Below are 16,154 nucleotides of genomic sequence, written 5' to 3' on the forward strand. Positions count from 1 at the left end.
CACCTTTTGTAATCCCTATCAGAACAAATTTTCTACTATCTATCCTCTACTAGTAGCTTATGGAGCTTAAGAGAGTTGTAGTTACTGGGTTAGGCGCACTCACGCCACTTGGGAACACCGTTTCAGAATATTGGAACGGGTTAAAAAATGGCGTGAGTGGTGCTGCCCCTATCACCCGCTTCGATGCGAGTAAGTTTAAGACCCAGTTCGCCTGCGAAGTGAAAGGATACGAGCCTGAGAACTACTTCGACCGCAAGGAAGCCCGTAAAATGGACTACTTTTCCCAATTTGCCATGATAGTGGCCGATGAGGCCGTGAAAGATGCCAGGTTGATTGAAGACAACGTAGACCTTGACCGCATTGGTGTTATCTGGGGCTCCGGCATTGGTGGACTGCGTACTTTCCAGGAAGAGTGCGTAAACTTTGCCAACGGCGATGGCACCCCGCGCTTCAATCCCTTCTTCATCCCGAAGATGATAGTCGATATCAGTGCAGGCCATATCTCTATTAAGCACGGTTTTAGAGGACCCAATTTTGTTACTGTATCTGCCTGTGCATCTGCTACAAACGCCCTTATTGATGCTTACAATTATATCCGTTTGGGTATGGCTGATGTCATCGTATCCGGTGGTTCTGAGGCAGCCGTAACAGAGGCAGGTGTAGGTGGTTTTAATGCCCTGAAAGCCCTTTCAGAGCGCAACGACTCTCCGGAGACTGCTTCCAGGCCTTTTGATGCAGACCGTGACGGTTTTGTGTTGGGAGAAGGAGCAGGAGCCTTGATACTGGAAGAGTATGAGCATGCCAAAGCGCGTGGTGCTAAAATATATGCCGAGATTATCGGTGGTGCCATGTCTGCTGATGCGTATCATATCACGGCGCCACACCCGGAAGGCCGTGGTGCATACACTGTGATGAAGAACGTGCTGCAGCAGTCGGGCATAAACACGGAAGAAGTTGATTACATCAACGTGCACGGTACTTCCACTCCGCTTGGCGACCTTAGTGAAGTGAAGGCGATCAAGCAGGTGTTCGGCGATCACGCCTATAATTTGAACATCAGTTCCACTAAATCCATGACCGGCCATTTGCTGGGTGCCGCTGGTGCTGTAGAAGCCATTGCTTCTATCCTGGCTATTCAGCACAACGTGGTGCCGCCAACCATCAACCATTTCACCGACGACGAGAACCTTGACAGCCGTCTGAACCTGACGTTTAACAAGGCGCAGGAGCGTGAAGTGAGGGTGGCCCTGAGCAACACATTTGGCTTTGGTGGTCACAATACCTCCGTATTATTCCGTCAACTGAATGATTAGTGTGTGTTTGGTCCTATAAAACCAGTTCGGCGCGTATACCACAGGCTATTTAACAAAGACAGGGTATTAGTACGCGCGCTTGCTGGGCTTATTGGCAGCACACCTGATAACGTCCGATTGTACAAACTTGCCCTCACGCATACCTCCTTTGCGCGGCAGACATCGGCGGGCAAACACGAGACAAACGAGCGCCTGGAGTTTTTGGGCGATGCCGTGCTGGGCGCTGTGGTGGCAGAGCTTCTGTTCCGAAAGTTCCCCTACGAAGATGAAGGTTTCCTGACCGAGATCCGTTCCCGCATTGTAAACCGGGAGTCGCTGAACTACATTGCTTTGAAAATGGGTCTGAACCTGTTGGTGAAAGTGGATACCTCAGGCCAGAGTAACCGGAACAAATCAGTAAACGGCAATGCCTTGGAGGCGCTTGTGGGAGCCATTTACCTGGACAAGGGCTATGATAAAACCCGCCGCTTTATACTCTCCAAGCTTATAAAGCCACACGTAGACCTGCATAGCCTCGTCAACACCACCGCCAACTTTAAAAGCAAACTCATTGAGTGGGCGCAGAGCCAGAACAAGGACATTCGTTTTGAAATCGTCAAGCGGAAACAGCAGGGCAACACAACAGAGTTCACCTCTGAGGTTACCTTAGATGGCAAAGCCATTGCCATAGGTATTGGCCTGTCCAAAAAGAAGGCCGATCAGGCCGCCGCCGAAAAAGGCCTCACCTTCCTAAAGATTTCCTGATTATATTTCTCAAATTTCCTAATTGCTGGAGTTAACGATTGAGTGTACCGTAACATGTACTCCTCAAAATCTTATTCCTATCATTCAGGAATTTGAATATTATTTGCGCTGCAGCGCTTAACTTGCCTCCACAATGTTGCGTTAGAGAACATCATGGAAGAAACAAGACTAATGCTTGCCGCCGCCGCCCTTAACCAAACCCCCATGGATTGGGATGGCAACTTGCAAAACATAAAAGACGCTATCGAAGAAGCGAGAGCAAACCAGGCCAATCTTCTGCTACTACCCGAGCTGTGTATTACCGGTTATGGTTGCGAAGACATGTTCCTGAGCCCCTGGCTTTCAGAAGTAGCGTTTGAGAAGCTGCTGCAGGTAAAGGAATGGTGCGCTGGTATAACCGTGGCTGTTGGCCTGCCGCTTTTCCTGGACAAGAAGGTGTATAACACCGCCTGCGTTATCAAAAACAAAGAGATTATTGGCGTTACGGCAAAACAGTTCCTGGCCAACGACGGCGTGCATTACGAGCCGCGTTGGTTCACGCCCTGGCCTGCGGATGTAGTGCAGCAGTTTGAGAAATTTGGCGAGACTTACCGCATAGGCGACATCATTTATGAAGAGCAGGGCGTAAAATATGCTTTCGAGATTTGTGAAGATGCCTGGCGGCCGAACAGGCCAGCCGAGCGCCATATGCCGAAAGGCGTGCAACTCATCCTGAACCCAAGTGCCAGCCACTTTGCCCTGAGTAAAACTGATGTGCGGCACCGCCTGGTGGTAGATGCCTCTAAAAAGTACCAGTGCGCCTATATGTACGCGAACCTGCTGGGCAACGAAGCAGGCAAAATGATTTACGATGGCGAGGTGCTGATTGCCCAGAATGGTAAACTGATTCGCCGGAACGAGTTGCTGTGCTTTAAGAACGTGGATTTAGAGTGTGCTGAAGTCTGTTTCTCTAAGAACCCTACGATCGAAGAAGTAATAGAGTACCTGCCTCCGATAGATGAGAACAAGGAGGTCATTGATGCCCTCAGTCTTGCACTGTTCGACTACATGCGCAAGAGCCGAAGCCGCGGATTTGTGCTGTCGCTGAGCGGCGGTGCCGATTCTTCTTTATGCGCAGTGGCTGTAGCGGAAATGGTGCGTAAAGGCATCGAGAGCCTTGGAGTTGTATTGTTTGCTGCCAAAACACAGATGTTCCAGATGAAAGATGTTGCTTACTTTGACTCATTGCCTCCGGAGCAGGCACAAAAAGAGCTGGTAGGCAGACTGCTCACCTGCGCTTACCAGGGCACCATTAACTCATCTGATGATACTTATAACTCCGCTAAAGGACTAGCAGAATCAATAGGAGCAAAGTTTTACAACTGGACGATAGACAGCGAAGTGAAAGGCTATATCTCTAAGATAGAAGATGTATTGCAGCGCCCTCTGACGTGGGAACAGGACGACCTGACGCTACAGAACATACAGGCACGGGTGCGTGCGCCGGGCATCTGGATGTTGGCTAATATTAACAATGCGCTGCTCATGGCCACCTCTAACCGTAGCGAAGGCTCGGTGGGCTATACCACCATGGATGGTGACACCGCCGGCGGTATTTCACCGATAGCAGGTATAGACAAGGCTTTTATCCGGCAGCTGCTCATCTGGATGCAACAGGAACTGGGTTACGAGGGGCTACAGTATGTGAACAAGCTGCAGCCAAGTGCCGAGCTTCGTCCGTCGGAAGAGGAGCAGACAGATGAGAAAGACCTGATGCCCTACGAGGTACTGAACCAAATTGAGCGCCTTGCTTTCCACGACCGCTTTGCTCCCAGTGAAGTATACAACATCCTGGTAGAGCAGCAGGTGGCTGAGCCGGAGCTGCTTAAAGACTGGGTGAACAAATTTTTTAAGCTGTGGTCAAGGAACCAGTGGAAGCGTGAGCGTCTGGCACCATCTTTCCACCTCGACGATTATAACATTGATCCACGCAGCTGGCTTCGCTTCCCAATCCTAAGCGGCGGCTTTCAGGCCGAGCTTGCTAAAATAAACGAAGCATAACAGGCCAGCGAACAGGTATAGGTGGAGGAGTGGGCGCTACTGAGAACAGTAGCGCCCACTCCTTTTTTACCAGTCCCCGTACTTGCGTTTCAGGTGTTCGTTTGTGAGAACAATGCTGAGCATGAACAGGATGAGCATAACGCCCAGCGGCGCCAGCAGGCTCAACAGCAAAGGCAGTGTATAATAACAGAGAAGGCTGACGACTATAGAGATAAACCCGATGCCGAGGATAATCCTGGCATAGTAGCGGTTACCTTCCTGCCAGTTCTCAAGATTGCGCATAGAGTAGTGGGTACGGAAGCCGTAAAACCAGTTTACCCGTTTTGGTGGCCAGCGCTCTAGTATAAAGCCTATGAGAAGCACCAGCAGACCAGGTAACAGATGCAGGAAAAGCATGCGGTTTAATAAAGATTTATACTGTACATACACGAACGGCTAGGGTCTTTCGTTTTTTCCATTCCCGATTTATCGTAACTTTGGCAAGAACCGAAACGCCCGTATGAGTATTCTACAGTACATTCCCTGGAATGTTGACCCCGAAATTTTTAACATTGGTCCCCTGAGCATCCGCTGGTACGGTTTGCTTTTCGCTTTAGGCTTTGTGATAGGCCAGCGCATTCTCACAAAAATTTACGTAGCGGAAGGACGCACAGAAGGTGATGTAGATGTCATTACCCTCTATATGATAATAGGAACAGTGGTAGGTGCCCGCCTGGGCCATACCTTGTTTTATGCCCCTGACTATTACCTGAGCAACCCACTTGAAATCCTGAAAATATGGGAGGGGGGATTAGCCAGCCATGGTGCTACTGTCGGTATACTTTTTGCCCTGTGGCTGTTCAGCCGCCGCCAGAAGTTCGACTACATGTGGGTGCTTGACCGCATCGTAATTGTAGTGGCTTTAGGTGGAGCCCTTATCCGGTTGGGTAACCTGATGAATTCAGAAATCTTTGGCAGGCCAACGGATGTGCCATGGGCTTTTATTTTCTACCGCAGCACGCAGTATTCTCATGTGCCACGCCACCCGACACAACTATATGAGTCGCTGAGCGTGTTCCTGTTGTTTGTGCTGCTGTATTGGCTGTGGAGCAAATACAAAGAGGCACTGCCACGCGGATTGCTGTTTGGCCTTTTCGTAACCTTCCTCTTCTCTTTCCGCTTTTTAGTAGAGTTCCTGAAAGAAAACCAGGAGGCGTTTGAAGATGAAATGACCCTGAATATGGGGCAGATTCTAAGTATACCGCTCATCTTTGTTGGCCTGTTCATCCTGTTCAGAGTATGGCAGAACCCAAAGCCTGCTTTACCCGGAGGCAGATTAACTGAATCATCAAAAGCTGATACAAAAAAAGTGCGATAAACATAAAAAGCAGCAGGCCTTTCTCCATCAGAAAAAGGCCTGCTGCTTTTTGCGCCTGCGGGTAGCTACTTCTGCTACAGTTTGTAACGGTACAGGTTACCACCCTCACTTGTAATAATCACTGTGCTGTTGTCTTCAAAAGCTATTCCTTCCGTCTGTCCGGTTCCCTTGATTTCAATTTCGTTATAGTCACCTTCAAAAAAGGCGTCAGGCGAAGAAATGTCTCGGAAAAGGTGTATTCTTTCTTCACTTAACAAAGCCACTGTGTTTCCGTCAGGGCTTATGTCAGCGCCTGTTATTTCTTTGCCTGTTTTATAACTACCAATTAGTTTGGCTTTATGGTTACCTGCCTGAGCGGGCACCTGGTACACCTTGGCAGTTTCGCCCTGTCCCCTGTCTTTCGTAATGATGTACAGGTTATCATCGTGCCAGAAGAGCGCCTCAGAATCGAAGTTCTGGTCTTTTTTAGAGGGAGGGAATTTTTTTTGGTCCTCGTAGGAATATTGAATGGCTTCTACCTGCTGCGGGTTTTTCAGGTTCACCTTGTACACTGCCAAATCACGGCGCCTGTTGTTATTGTTGCCGGTGTCTGCAATGTAAATGTTTCCGGATTCGTCCTGCGCCAGGTCTTCCCAGTCCACGTTTTTCAGTTTCAGCTTGAGAGTCTCCACAAGTTCTCCCTGTTCGTCCAGTTTGTAGAGGTATGGCTTGTTTCCGGCATCGTTGTGTGTGAGGTAGTGGCCTTTTTGTTGTAAAACAGCAATACCAGAGCTTTCTCCAACGGCACCAGGCAGGCTGGCCAGCTTTTCGAAAGAGGCAGAAACGTTAGGAACTGCTTCCGTTGTGGGAGGCGCTTCTAAAAATGTTTCAGGCAGAATAAAGAACAACCCCGCCGCTACAGCTATAAGACCAGCTGCTACTTTTATCATAAGGTTCATTTTTTTTGATGGATAAAGAATAAGGTTACCAACTTCTATTTAACGAGAAGAGCCTGCCAGACGTTAATAAAAATTGGACAAATATATCAGGAGAGGGAAGTTCTACAACCGGCTCCAACTTAAAAGAGATGAAATGGAAGTTAAAAAGATAAAGGAAACCTGCCTGTACATTACAGATTTAGAAAGCAGCAAGGCCTTTTATAGGGGGAAGTTAGGGTTTGAGCAAATTGGGGAGGTAAAGGACCGGCACGTTTTCTTCAGGGCAGGTGCTTCGGTGCTTTTGTGTTTTATAGCGGAGGCATCTAAAAAAAGCAGTCATCTGCCACCGCACTATGGCTCCGGTCAACTGCATCTTGCTTTTGAAGTGGAGCAGGAGCAGTATGCGCCATGGAAGGAAAAAGTACTGAATGCAGGCATACCTATTGAGCAGGAGTATGATTGGGGCGGCGGCTTCCTTTCATTCTATTTCCGGGACCCGGACCAGCACCTATTGGAAATTGTGATGGAAGGGATGTGGGAGAGAAGTTAATGCTGCATAACTGAATTTTGAATAACTGAAAACTTATACAGTTTTCACACACATTACAGCTTTCCGGTTATATTAGAGGAAGCCGCTTGTGTACCTCTAAAAGCGTTTCCGGATGGATGGTATGGCCGCCTTCGAACGTGTAAACCTGGGGCTTAATTCTTAACTGCGCCATTAACTGGCTCTTCTGCTGCAGTTTTTCAGGCGTGATAAATTCGTCCTGGGTGCCATATACTACTGCTACGGGTAAATTCTGAAAAGTAGCTTTTCCAGCTTCGAAATCAATATCTTCCGGAAAAGAAGCAGCCCATAAGATAAGGCGACGTACTGGAACCGGCATGTTCGATAACCAACGGCAAACCGTAGCGCCACCCTGTGAAAAGCCCAGCACCGTTACCTGTACATCCTGCGGCAGCTGCCGGAGTTGTTCGTTCAGCAGTAGGTTTAGGTAAGCTGACTGGTCCTCAATCTCAGCAAGCCGGTCCTCCTTTGTCATCCAGGTAGCACCTACACGCCCCGAGAAGCCATCCATGTAAAACCGCGACAGCGCCTCTGGCGCCACCACCAACGATTTGCCATCATCCAGCCCATTGAAGTGCCGAAGGAAGTAACGTCCCAACTGCCCGTATCCATGGCAAACAATCCAAAGGTGCCTGGTTTTATCGGAAGGGGTGCCCAAGGTATAATAACGGGCAGTGCGGGGTACAGTGAGTTTATGTTCTGTCAAAATTCTACGTGTATCTAAACAGCTGATTGTAAAAGCAGTACCTCCTTAACTCTCTAACTCTCTAACTCTCTAACTCTCTAACTCTCTAACTTCAGAGGTTGTCCTTCGTGAACTGGAAGGGAAGCAAATCCGCCATTTTTTGGAAACGGTAGAATTTACCATCGGGTGCATGTAAAAGGACCGGAATATCCTCCTGCTGCTTGTATTCGTATTCTCCCATAACCTGTCTACAAGCCCCACAGGGCATAGCTGGCAGAAACGCCTTTTCGTTTCTGCGGCGGGCAGTTACGGCAAGCAATTTGATTTTTTTGTTAGGGTGATGAGCGCTCAGGGCAAACAAGGCAGTGCGCTCAGCACAGAGACCAGAGGGATAGGCAGCGTTTTCCTGATTGCTTCCTTTGAACATGGTGCCATCTTCCAGCACCAGGGCAGCACCCACCAAAAAGTTAGAGTAAGGAGCGTAAGCATCGTTGGCAGCTTCCTGGGCCAGTTGCATGGCCTGCCGCTCCTGTTCAGTCAGTTCTTCGTTGTCAAGTACGTCTACACTTATGTTCACATCAAGTTTACTAGCCATTTCGTCAGGAGTAGGTCTAAAAATTAGAAAAGGGCTATAAATTTAAGTTAATTATCTGACAAAACCAGTTCGCGTTTCCCCGATAGGAACGAATGTTTAATTTAAACCAGAACCACACCCATTGCTATGAAAAGAATTCTCCTTCTCGGTGCCGGTCGATCGGCGGCCTCCCTTATTAAGTATTTGTGTGATAAGGCTGCAACAGAAAACTGGCGCATCCGGATTGGTGACATCGCTGTTTCCCATCTGCAACCCTTAATGGATGTTGTTACCTGTGTCGATCTCATAAACTTTGATGTGCACAACGATCGACAGCGGGAAGAGGAAGTGCGTCAGGCAGATTTGGTTATCTCGTTACTGCCTGCGGCATTTCACATACATGTGGCGCAGGAATGCCTGAAGCAGAACAAGAACCTCATCACTGCCAGCTATGTAACTCCTGCTTTTAAAACACTGCACGAGGAGGCACAGGAGAAAGGTTTGACCATTATGATGGAATCCGGCTTAGACCCAGGCATAGATCATATGTCGGCAATGGCTCTAATACAACGTATACAGGCAGCTGGGGGAAAGCTTACTTCCTTTAAGTCTTTTACCGGTGGGCTTGTGGCTCCCGAATCTGACACCAACCCCTGGCAATACAAATTTACCTGGAATCCGCGGAACGTTGTGCTGGCAGGGCAAAGCACAGCAAAATACATCAAGAACGGGGAGTATAAATACATTCCGTATCACCAGCTTTTCAGGCGTACTGATGATTTTTTTGTAGAAGGGTACGGCCATTTTGAGGGCTACGCTAACCGTGATTCGCTGAGCTACCGCGAACCATACGGCCTGGACGGCATCCCGACGATGCTGCGCGGCACGCTGCGCCGTCCTGGCTACTGTGCCGCCTGGGACGTGTTTGTGAAATTGGGCCTGACCGACGACAGCTACACACTGGAAGGATCCGAGAAGATGACACACCGCAGCTATGTAGAAGCCTTCTTGCCACCTGCTACAAGCGAAGGCCAAAGCATTACAGAGCGATTAGCGGCTTATGTAGCCATTCCGGCTGATGGAGCTGTAATGCAAAAGTTAGTATGGCTGGGGTTATTTGAGGAGACACCGATAGAAATGACCGGGGCCACACCAGCGCAGGTGCTGGAGAAAATCCTGAAGGCGAAGTGGGCCTTGGCTCCAGGTGATAAAGACATGATTGTAATGCAGCACCTGTTCGAGTATGAGCAGGATGGAGAGCTGCGCGAAATAACCGCTACTTTAGTTGCTACAGGCGATGATAAAACGCACACAGCCATGGCGAAAACAGTAGGCTTGCCTGTAGGGATTCTGGCCAAATTACTGCTCCAAGGTCAAATCACGAACAAGGGTGTCGTCATACCAATACATCCTGAACTATATAGGCCCGTGTTGGAGGAGCTAAAGCAGTTCGGAATTGACTTCATAGAGAAGGAGCGGGTGCTATAGGAGTAGTAAGCTTTGCCCACTGCTTCTGCTCCTAAAGGCCTCGCAGCGTGCGCAGTTCCTGCGAGCGTCTGCGACAAAAGCAGGGGCGAACTAAAACTGCAGGTAGTACTCCTGCAGCAGCAAAGCAAACTCAGAAGTATAAGTGACTTTATCTTCCTCGCGAATAAAGAACTGTTTTACAGCAGGAGCCACGGGTAAAGAAACAGTATAGGTCTGAATATGCCGGATGCACTTCCCGCCTCTGTATGTGTAGACCTCTGTCGTTTCAGCTAAGTTAAAGTTATGTAGCAGTGCTAACTTTCTGAACAATGCAGCCTCAGCAGGAGGAAGGAGCAGGTATAGCTTGCCTGTTGGGGCTAAACACTGCTTTGCAAAAAGCAGGATATCTTCAAACAACAGTTCCCCTGTGTGCTTGGCTGCGTTTTTAGCCGAATCCGGTGATTTAAGGGAGAAGAGGAAAAAGGGTGGGTTTGAAAGAATGATGTCATATGGCTCCACCTGGTGATTTTCTGCAAACTTTTGCAGCGACACAGGATGCAGGTATAGCCGCTCTGCCCAAGGGCTTGCAGCAAAATTCTCTGCCGCCTGTACCTGTGCTTCCGGATTGATTTCCACCGCATCTATGAAAGCTTGGCTTCGCTGCGCCACCATGAGCGACAGTAACCCAGTGCCTGCGCCAATGTCCAGTATGCGCTGCGCGCCGGCTACATCAACAGCTGCTCCAAACACACAGGAATCAGTGCATACTTTCATCGCGCACTTATCCTGCTCTATCCGAAATTGCTTAAACTGGAAATAGGTGTTAGGCATGAATTAATTTTGAATGACAGGATAGGTTGTAGGGAAAAAGTAACCGAACTACAGCAGAACCAGAACTCTTGTTACCATCCTAGTTTGATGAATTCAGTCATTAAAAAGTCATTTATTTAAAATTGATTTTTAACTCGGCTGAGAGGCACCGGATTCGAAGCCTTCATCAATGAGCAGGTTAGGTGAAAGTGCACTGGCTACTGCCAGTTCATCGCAGCGTTCGTTTTCGGGGTGGCCGGCGTGCCCTTTTATCCACACGAACTTCACCTGGTGTCTGGGATATATGCGCAGAAAACGAGCCCATAGGTCTGCGTTTGCCTTGCCTTTAAAGCCTTTCTTCTGCCAGCCGAATACCCAACGCTTCTCCACCGCATCCACCACGTATTTAGAGTCGGAGTAGATGGTAACGGGCATACCTGGTTTGGTGATAGCCTCCAGCCCCACAATCACAGCCAACAACTCCATGCGGTTGTTGGTTGTTTTCCGGAAGCCCTGGCTCATTTCTTTTACATGCTGCTTCCACCGCAGTACCACTCCATAGCCACCAGGGCCAGGATTTCCGCGGGAAGAGCCATCTGTGAAGAGTTCTATCATATTTTAGATTTGGAAATTTGAAGATGAGGAGGTTTTAGAATTTAACTGCGGTTCTGCAATCACTTCATTTTTAAATTTCCTGTTTTTTGTATCAAAGGATATTTCAGTGTTGTGATTCAAGCATCTTCAAATTTCCAAATCTCCATATTTTCAAATTAACTAAAGGTTTGTTTTGAATAGCTTTATGGCAATAGCCAGCAGGATGATGCCGAAGATTTTCCGGAGTATGTTTGCTCCTTCTTTTCCTAGTTTGCGTTCAATGGTGGCCGAACCTTTCAGTACCACATAAACAAAGCCCAGGTTCAGCACAATGCCCACCAGCACGTTCGGGAGGGAATAAGCTGCACGAAGTGAGAGAAGCGTCGTCATGGTGCCGGCACCTACAATCAGTGGAAACGCCAGCGGTACAATAGAGCCACTCTTCGATTCCGGATCAGAATGGAAAAAGTCTTTGCCCAAAATCATCTCCAGGCCAATTAGGAAGATAATGATGGCACCAGCCATGGCAAAAGACTGAAAATCGATGCCAAAGAGCTTGAGAATAGACTGGCCCAAGAACAGGAACGCAATCATCAGGAGCCCGGAAACGATGGTTGCCTTACCGGATTCTATTTTTCCCTCCCGCTTGCGGAGATCAATGATGATGGGAATAGAGCCCAGGATGTCAATGACGGCAAAGAGGGTCAGGGTAACGGAGGCTATCTCTTTGAAACTGAAAATTGAATTTAAGTCCACTTCTTTTCTTTTGTCAGATGCTGTACCAGTGCAACTGGAAATGCGGCTGGTACTTCCTAATAGTGCGCTTTTTCTTCTGCTAATGAGAAGGTAGTGCACTCAGCAGGTTTTCAGGCCGCAAAGGTAGCAGACTTATGCGTAATAGTGCAGGAAAAAGCGTTTCAGTTCCTCGTACTCCTCATCGGTGATGGCAGGGAAGTTAGCGATGCGGAATGTGTTACGTGCCCAGGGACCGTAGCCGTTGCCGAGGCGCATGTCGTGGTGCAGCGCCCGCTTCTTGATATCGTCTACCAGTTTCTCGCTTGCCTGAAGCGCCAGAACAGTTTTTGAACGCACGTCCTCATGCTCTATCAGCAGCTTGAAATCATTGAACTGGCCGAAGAAGGTATAAAGGTCCTGCGCCCGCGCCGTCAGTTCAATATCGATGGTCTTGATGAAGGGACGGTCTTCCAGCATCCGCTTGAGGAGGTAAATGCTGAGGATGTTGGGCGTATGCGTAGTCTGGTAGTTTAGCATCTTCTCGTACATCGACACCAGGCTGTTGTAATGACTTCGCTCTCCTATCTGCTTTGCCCTGAAAATGGCACGCGGAGAGCAAACCATTACGGCCAGCCCAGGTGGCAACCCGAAGTTCTTCTGAACAGAGGAAAACCAGATATCGGCTTTAATCATTTTCAGGTTCAGCCCGGCCATAGAAGAGGTCGCGTCCACGGCAATGAGGGTGTCGCGGAAGCGGTTGTGCAGGTTCAGAATGCAGGCAGGGGATACCTGCGTGCCGTTGGACGTCTCGTTGTGGGTGAAGCAGATTAGTTCTGTGTCCTTACTGATTTCCAGTTCGCTCACAGGCATCGGGCTGTTCAGGTCAAACTGAAAGCCTTCGGACTTTGGGCGTAGCTTCTGTGCGTACTGGCACCACTTCTCCCCAAACGACCCGTTGTAAATGTGGTAACTCTTGTGTTTGGTAAGGCTCTGAATCAGCACCTCCCAACACTCAGTGGCCGACGAAGTAAAAAAGACAAAGTAGTCCTGCGGAATATTGAGCCTGCGCTTTAAAGAGCCCACCACTGCACGTGATAGCTGCACGAATTGCTCCCCTCTGTGCGGCGCGCTCAGTATACCTTCGTCATACGCATCTACAAGGTAGTTGCGTACGTCAGGGTACAGTTTGGATGGGCCGGGATAGAAGTTAAGCATACGTGTAATGATACAAAAAATATAGTATATGCACTATATAATTGTAAATATATAATAGACGAATATATAACGCCGCTTGTTGCGGTTACTTTATACCAAATCCGATTTGTTTTGGCTTCAGGCGCTCAAAGTATTGAAGAGCAAGGCGATAGCTCTCCAAGCCAAAACCGGCTATAACACCTTTGCAATAGGCAGCTAGCATGCTTTTGTGGCGGAAGGCCTCCCGCGCATACACATTGGAGATATGAACCTCCACCACCGGTGTCTCGATAGCCTTAATGGCATCAGAAATGGCTACTGACGTATGCGTGTAAGCACCGGCGTTAAATATGATTCCTTTGAAATCGCTGAAGCCTACCTCATGCAGTTTATCTATTAGGGTGCCTTCTGTGTTTGACTGGAAGTAAGTGAGTTCCAGCGCCGGGAATGCTTCTTTCAGCTCCTCAAAGTAGTCTTCAAAAGAGCGGTTGCCATAAACAGATTTTTCGCGGGTGCCCAGCAGGTTCAGGTTAGGGCCATTCAGGATGATGATCTTCATAGTATGGTCTTGTTATGCGTTCTTGCAAATTTCCGAGGATACAAAGGTACAGATTAACTATCTTTGCCAGAGAAAAATTGTTTAATTGTTGGATGGTCAAACTGTTGTTTGTTGGTTAATTATTGTTGTAAACGCCACTCTCTAACTTTCTAACTCTCTAAATCTCTAAATTACAAAAATGAACTGGCCCATCTGTATTAAACAATTTGAAGAGTACCTGAAGCTGGAGAAGTCGCTTTCGCGCCATTCTGTGGAGGCCTACCACCGTGACATCCGGAAGCTAACGGAATTCCTGGAGATGAAGAAGCTACAGGTGTCGCCGGAGAACATTACACCTGCCATACTCCGGGATTTTCTGGAATGGATTGGAGAACTGGGCATGACGGCGCATTCACAGGCCCGTACGCTATCGGGCATCCGTGCCTTTTATAAATTCCTGATAATGGAGGATATGCTGCAGAACGACCCTACAGACACCATAGAAGCACCGAAACTATCGCGCAAACTGCCTGATACCCTGCACTTCCATGAGATAGAGCAGCTGCTGGACGTCATCGATCTCTCTACACCGGAAGGCACCCGTAACCGCGCCATGCTGGAGACGCTGTATTCCTCCGGTCTGCGTGTTTCAGAGTTGATTGACCTGAAGATTAGCAACCTGTATGAGGACATGGGTTTCCTGAAAGTGGCAGGTAAAGGAGACAAAGAGCGCCTGGTGCCGATTGGGCGCGACGCGCTGAAGCACATCAAGCTGTACCGCGAGGGGATTCGCTGCCACCTTACCATCAAGAAAGGCCACGAAGACATCCTGTTCCTGAACAGGCGTGGGGCTAAAATGACCCGTGTTATGGTGTTCACCATCATCAAAGAATTAACAGCCAGAGCGGGTATTCAGAAGACGGTAAGCCCGCACACATTTCGTCACTCCTTCGCCACACACCTCATAGAGGGCGGTGCCGACTTGCGCGCCGTACAGGAGATGCTGGGCCACGAGTCCATCACCACCACTGAAATCTACACCCACCTCGACCGCGATTACCTGAAGCAGGTGATAAAGGATTATCACCCAAGAAGCTGATTTATTCCAGAGACCTCGCAGCGTGCGCAGCTCCTGCGAGCGTCTGGTGCTAGAAATCAGCGAGACATCTATAAGTCTGGAAGATACAGTGAGGTCAGGGCTATAGATGTAGATTTGAGACTTCGCTGTTGGTAACCGCCGCCCGCCGTTGTTGGTGTTTTCACCAACAACTAAACCCTGACTATGAAGCTATGGCTGTGCCTTTGCCTTTGCCTTTGCCTTTGCCTTATATCACCCTGAGGTCTAGATTACGGATTATGAGCTGTCCTACCAGCAGCATGTAGGTAGTTGTTGGTGAAAACACCAACAAGGGCGGAGAAGATGTAGAAGGATAAACTTCCTTTCTGTTATTTCCCGAGCAAAGTATTCACAGCCTTTCTATCTTTGCCAACACCTATTACAACCAGTCTAACCATCAACAACCATATCCGCTGTGTACAAAAGTCTCCTGCGCCCGCTCCTTTTCCAGTTTGATCCAGAGAATGTTCATTACCTGACAACAGGTGCGTTGCGTGCTTCTCTGAAACTGCCGTACGCGCAGGGCATCAGCAAAAGCATGTTTAATGTTCAGGACCCGCGGTTGGAGCGTGAGTTATTTGGACTGAAGTTCCCGAATCCTGTTGGCCTGGCCGCTGGCTTTGACAAAGACGCCATGTTGGTGGATGAGATGGGAGACATCGGCTTTGGCTTTGTGGAGATTGGAACACTCACACCCAAGCCACAGCCCGGTAATGAAAAGCCGCGCCTGTTCCGTCTGCCACAGGACCAGGCCATTATCAACCGCATGGGCTTCAACAACAAAGGCGTGGATGCTGCTGTGGAAAGACTTCGCAAGCGCAAAAGCAAGGTCATTGTAGGGGGCAACATCGGGAAAAACAAAGTCACCCCAAACGAGGAGGCCCTGAAGGACTACATTTATTGTTTTAAGGCACTGTATGATGTGGTGGATTATTTTGTGGTGAATGTAAGTTCCCCCAATACCCCAGACCTACGGGCACTTCAGGACAAAGAGCCGCTGAAAAGGCTGCTGCTTGCAGTGCAGGAGCAAAATTCAAAAATGCCGAAGCCAAAGCCGCTGCTACTCAAAATAGCCCCTGATTTGAACATGGCACAGCTTAATGATATCATTGAGATTGCGGTAGAGGCGAAGTTGAGCGGTATCATTGCCACGAACACCACGGTGAGCCGCAAAGGGCTGGTAACACCGGAGCAACGCGTGACGGAGATGGGTATGGGAGGGCTGAGCGGGAAACCGCTGCGGCAGCACGCCACCCAGATTATCCGGCACCTGCGCACGTTCCTGCCACCCGAAATCCACATAATTGGCGTAGGCGGCATCATGACAGCAGACGATGCTGTGGAGAAGCTGCAGGCGGGAGCAGACCTGGTGCAGTTGTACACAGGCTTTATCTATGAAGGGCCAGCGCTGATAACTAAAATCAATAAGAAGCTGCTTTCCAGATAATTTACTTTGCCTCCAGATTTACGCATGCAATGATGCGAAAAATTGTAAATTTGG

Annotated in this window: 17 protein-coding genes; 8 read left to right on the forward strand and 9 right to left on the reverse strand. The window is 48.8% G+C overall.

What is annotated here, in order from left to right:
* Positions 1–59 precede the first annotated feature (59 nt).
* The 3 genes from fabF (at position 60) to nadE (ending at position 4,097) form a co-directional block, all read left to right on the forward strand.
* Positions 60–1,313 (forward strand): beta-ketoacyl-ACP synthase II, encoded by a 1,254-nt coding sequence (fabF, locus tag ACFS7Z_RS10630; protein ID WP_377484224.1) that lies wholly within the window; start codon positions 60–62, stop codon positions 1,311–1,313.
* A 3-nt stretch (positions 1,314–1,316) separates the two neighbouring features.
* Positions 1,317–2,057 (forward strand): ribonuclease III, encoded by a 741-nt coding sequence (rnc, locus tag ACFS7Z_RS10635; RefSeq protein WP_377484227.1) that lies wholly within the window; start codon positions 1,317–1,319, stop codon positions 2,055–2,057.
* Positions 2,058–2,210: 153 nt separating this feature from the next.
* Positions 2,211–4,097 carry an NAD(+) synthase gene (nadE, locus tag ACFS7Z_RS10640; RefSeq protein ID WP_377484229.1) on the forward strand — a complete coding sequence of 629 codons (1,887 nt, stop codon included), beginning with the start codon at positions 2,211–2,213 and terminating at the stop codon, positions 4,095–4,097.
* A 66-nt stretch (positions 4,098–4,163) separates the two neighbouring features.
* Here the strand turns inward: nadE and ACFS7Z_RS10645 are convergent, their stop codons facing one another.
* The gene (locus ACFS7Z_RS10645) at positions 4,164–4,493 is read right to left on the reverse strand and encodes an SdpI family protein (protein WP_377484231.1); all 330 of its coding nucleotides are present in this window, start codon (positions 4,491–4,493) and stop codon (positions 4,164–4,166) included.
* Between the two features lie 103 nt (positions 4,494–4,596).
* Between ACFS7Z_RS10645 and lgt the strand changes: the two genes are divergently transcribed.
* Positions 4,597–5,454 carry a prolipoprotein diacylglyceryl transferase gene (gene lgt / locus ACFS7Z_RS10650; protein WP_377484234.1) on the forward strand — a complete coding sequence of 286 codons (858 nt, stop codon included), beginning with the start codon at positions 4,597–4,599 and terminating at the stop codon, positions 5,452–5,454.
* A gap of 74 nt (positions 5,455–5,528) precedes the next feature.
* On the opposite strand, the gene ACFS7Z_RS10655 is transcribed toward lgt, so the two are convergent.
* Positions 5,529–6,383, reverse strand: a complete 855-nt coding sequence (locus ACFS7Z_RS10655) for an SdiA-regulated domain-containing protein (RefSeq protein WP_377484236.1) — start codon at positions 6,381–6,383, stop codon at positions 5,529–5,531.
* 142 nt (positions 6,384–6,525) lie between these two features.
* Here ACFS7Z_RS10655 and ACFS7Z_RS10660 point away from each other — a divergent pair, with 142 nt between their 5' ends.
* Positions 6,526–6,921 carry a VOC family protein gene (locus ACFS7Z_RS10660; protein WP_377484238.1) on the forward strand — a complete coding sequence of 132 codons (396 nt, stop codon included), beginning with the start codon at positions 6,526–6,528 and terminating at the stop codon, positions 6,919–6,921.
* A gap of 67 nt (positions 6,922–6,988) precedes the next feature.
* Here ACFS7Z_RS10660 and ACFS7Z_RS10665 read toward each other — a convergent pair whose 3' ends face one another.
* Entirely contained in the window at positions 6,989–7,645 is a 657-nt protein-coding gene (locus ACFS7Z_RS10665) for an alpha/beta hydrolase (protein ID WP_377484240.1), read from the reverse strand.
* 91 nt (positions 7,646–7,736) lie between these two features.
* Positions 7,737–8,219: a cytidine deaminase gene (gene cdd / locus ACFS7Z_RS10670; protein ID WP_377484242.1), complete on the reverse strand. Its 483-nt coding sequence runs from the start codon at positions 8,217–8,219 to the stop codon at positions 7,737–7,739.
* 126 nt (positions 8,220–8,345) lie between these two features.
* Here cdd and ACFS7Z_RS10675 point away from each other — a divergent pair, with 126 nt between their 5' ends.
* Positions 8,346–9,686 carry a saccharopine dehydrogenase C-terminal domain-containing protein gene (locus tag ACFS7Z_RS10675; RefSeq protein ID WP_377484244.1) on the forward strand — a complete coding sequence of 447 codons (1,341 nt, stop codon included), beginning with the start codon at positions 8,346–8,348 and terminating at the stop codon, positions 9,684–9,686.
* A 90-nt stretch (positions 9,687–9,776) separates the two neighbouring features.
* Here the strand turns inward: ACFS7Z_RS10675 and ACFS7Z_RS10680 are convergent, their stop codons facing one another.
* The 5 genes from ACFS7Z_RS10680 to aroQ form a co-directional block, all read right to left on the reverse strand.
* Positions 9,777–10,496: a tRNA1(Val) (adenine(37)-N6)-methyltransferase gene (locus ACFS7Z_RS10680; protein WP_377484246.1), complete on the reverse strand. Its 720-nt coding sequence runs from the start codon at positions 10,494–10,496 to the stop codon at positions 9,777–9,779.
* A 129-nt stretch (positions 10,497–10,625) separates the two neighbouring features.
* Entirely contained in the window at positions 10,626–11,090 is a 465-nt protein-coding gene (rnhA, locus tag ACFS7Z_RS10685; protein WP_377484249.1) for a ribonuclease HI, read from the reverse strand.
* A gap of 159 nt (positions 11,091–11,249) precedes the next feature.
* The gene (locus tag ACFS7Z_RS10690; protein ID WP_377484386.1) at positions 11,250–11,810 is read right to left on the reverse strand and encodes a MarC family protein; all 561 of its coding nucleotides are present in this window, start codon (positions 11,808–11,810) and stop codon (positions 11,250–11,252) included.
* A gap of 147 nt (positions 11,811–11,957) precedes the next feature.
* A complete protein-coding gene (locus tag ACFS7Z_RS10695; RefSeq protein WP_377484251.1) occupies positions 11,958–13,019 on the reverse strand; it encodes an aminotransferase class V-fold PLP-dependent enzyme in 1,062 nt (353 codons plus the stop codon).
* Positions 13,020–13,104: 85 nt separating this feature from the next.
* Entirely contained in the window at positions 13,105–13,557 is a 453-nt protein-coding gene (gene aroQ / locus ACFS7Z_RS10700) for a type II 3-dehydroquinate dehydratase (RefSeq protein ID WP_377484253.1), read from the reverse strand.
* Between the two features lie 178 nt (positions 13,558–13,735).
* Here aroQ and xerD point away from each other — a divergent pair, with 178 nt between their 5' ends.
* Together xerD and ACFS7Z_RS10710 are read left to right on the forward strand one after the other, a co-directional pair.
* Positions 13,736–14,635, forward strand: a complete 900-nt coding sequence (xerD, locus tag ACFS7Z_RS10705; protein WP_377484255.1) for a site-specific tyrosine recombinase XerD — start codon at positions 13,736–13,738, stop codon at positions 14,633–14,635.
* 433 nt (positions 14,636–15,068) lie between these two features.
* A complete protein-coding gene (locus ACFS7Z_RS10710) occupies positions 15,069–16,100 on the forward strand; it encodes a quinone-dependent dihydroorotate dehydrogenase (protein WP_377484257.1) in 1,032 nt (343 codons plus the stop codon).
* Positions 16,101–16,154: the final 54 nt, after the last annotated feature.

The organism is Pontibacter toksunensis (assembly GCF_042686245.1).
GTDB lineage: Bacteria > Bacteroidota > Bacteroidia > Cytophagales > Hymenobacteraceae > Pontibacter > Pontibacter toksunensis.

Bases quoted from the DNA above. Each gene is read 5' to 3' on its own strand.
- fabF (WP_377484224.1), top strand. From the start codon at position 60: ATGGAGCTTAAGAGAGTTGTAGTTACTGGGTTAGGCGCACTCACGCCA.
- nadE (WP_377484229.1), top strand. From the start codon at position 2,211: ATGGAAGAAACAAGACTAATGCTTGCCGCCGCCGCCCTTAACCAAACC.
- ACFS7Z_RS10645 (WP_377484231.1), bottom strand. From the start codon at position 4,493: ATGCTTTTCCTGCATCTGTTACCTGGTCTGCTGGTGCTTCTCATAGGC.
- lgt (WP_377484234.1), top strand. From the start codon at position 4,597: ATGAGTATTCTACAGTACATTCCCTGGAATGTTGACCCCGAAATTTTT.
- ACFS7Z_RS10655 (WP_377484236.1), bottom strand. From the start codon at position 6,383: ATGATAAAAGTAGCAGCTGGTCTTATAGCTGTAGCGGCGGGGTTGTTC.
- ACFS7Z_RS10660 (WP_377484238.1), top strand. From the start codon at position 6,526: ATGGAAGTTAAAAAGATAAAGGAAACCTGCCTGTACATTACAGATTTA.
- cdd (WP_377484242.1), bottom strand. From the start codon at position 8,219: ATGGCTAGTAAACTTGATGTGAACATAAGTGTAGACGTACTTGACAAC.
- ACFS7Z_RS10675 (WP_377484244.1), top strand. From the start codon at position 8,346: ATGAAAAGAATTCTCCTTCTCGGTGCCGGTCGATCGGCGGCCTCCCTT.
- ACFS7Z_RS10680 (WP_377484246.1), bottom strand. From the start codon at position 10,496: ATGCCTAACACCTATTTCCAGTTTAAGCAATTTCGGATAGAGCAGGAT.
- rnhA (WP_377484249.1), bottom strand. From the start codon at position 11,090: ATGATAGAACTCTTCACAGATGGCTCTTCCCGCGGAAATCCTGGCCCT.
- ACFS7Z_RS10695 (WP_377484251.1), bottom strand. From the start codon at position 13,019: ATGCTTAACTTCTATCCCGGCCCATCCAAACTGTACCCTGACGTACGC.
- aroQ (WP_377484253.1), bottom strand. From the start codon at position 13,557: ATGAAGATCATCATCCTGAATGGCCCTAACCTGAACCTGCTGGGCACC.
- xerD (WP_377484255.1), top strand. From the start codon at position 13,736: ATGAACTGGCCCATCTGTATTAAACAATTTGAAGAGTACCTGAAGCTG.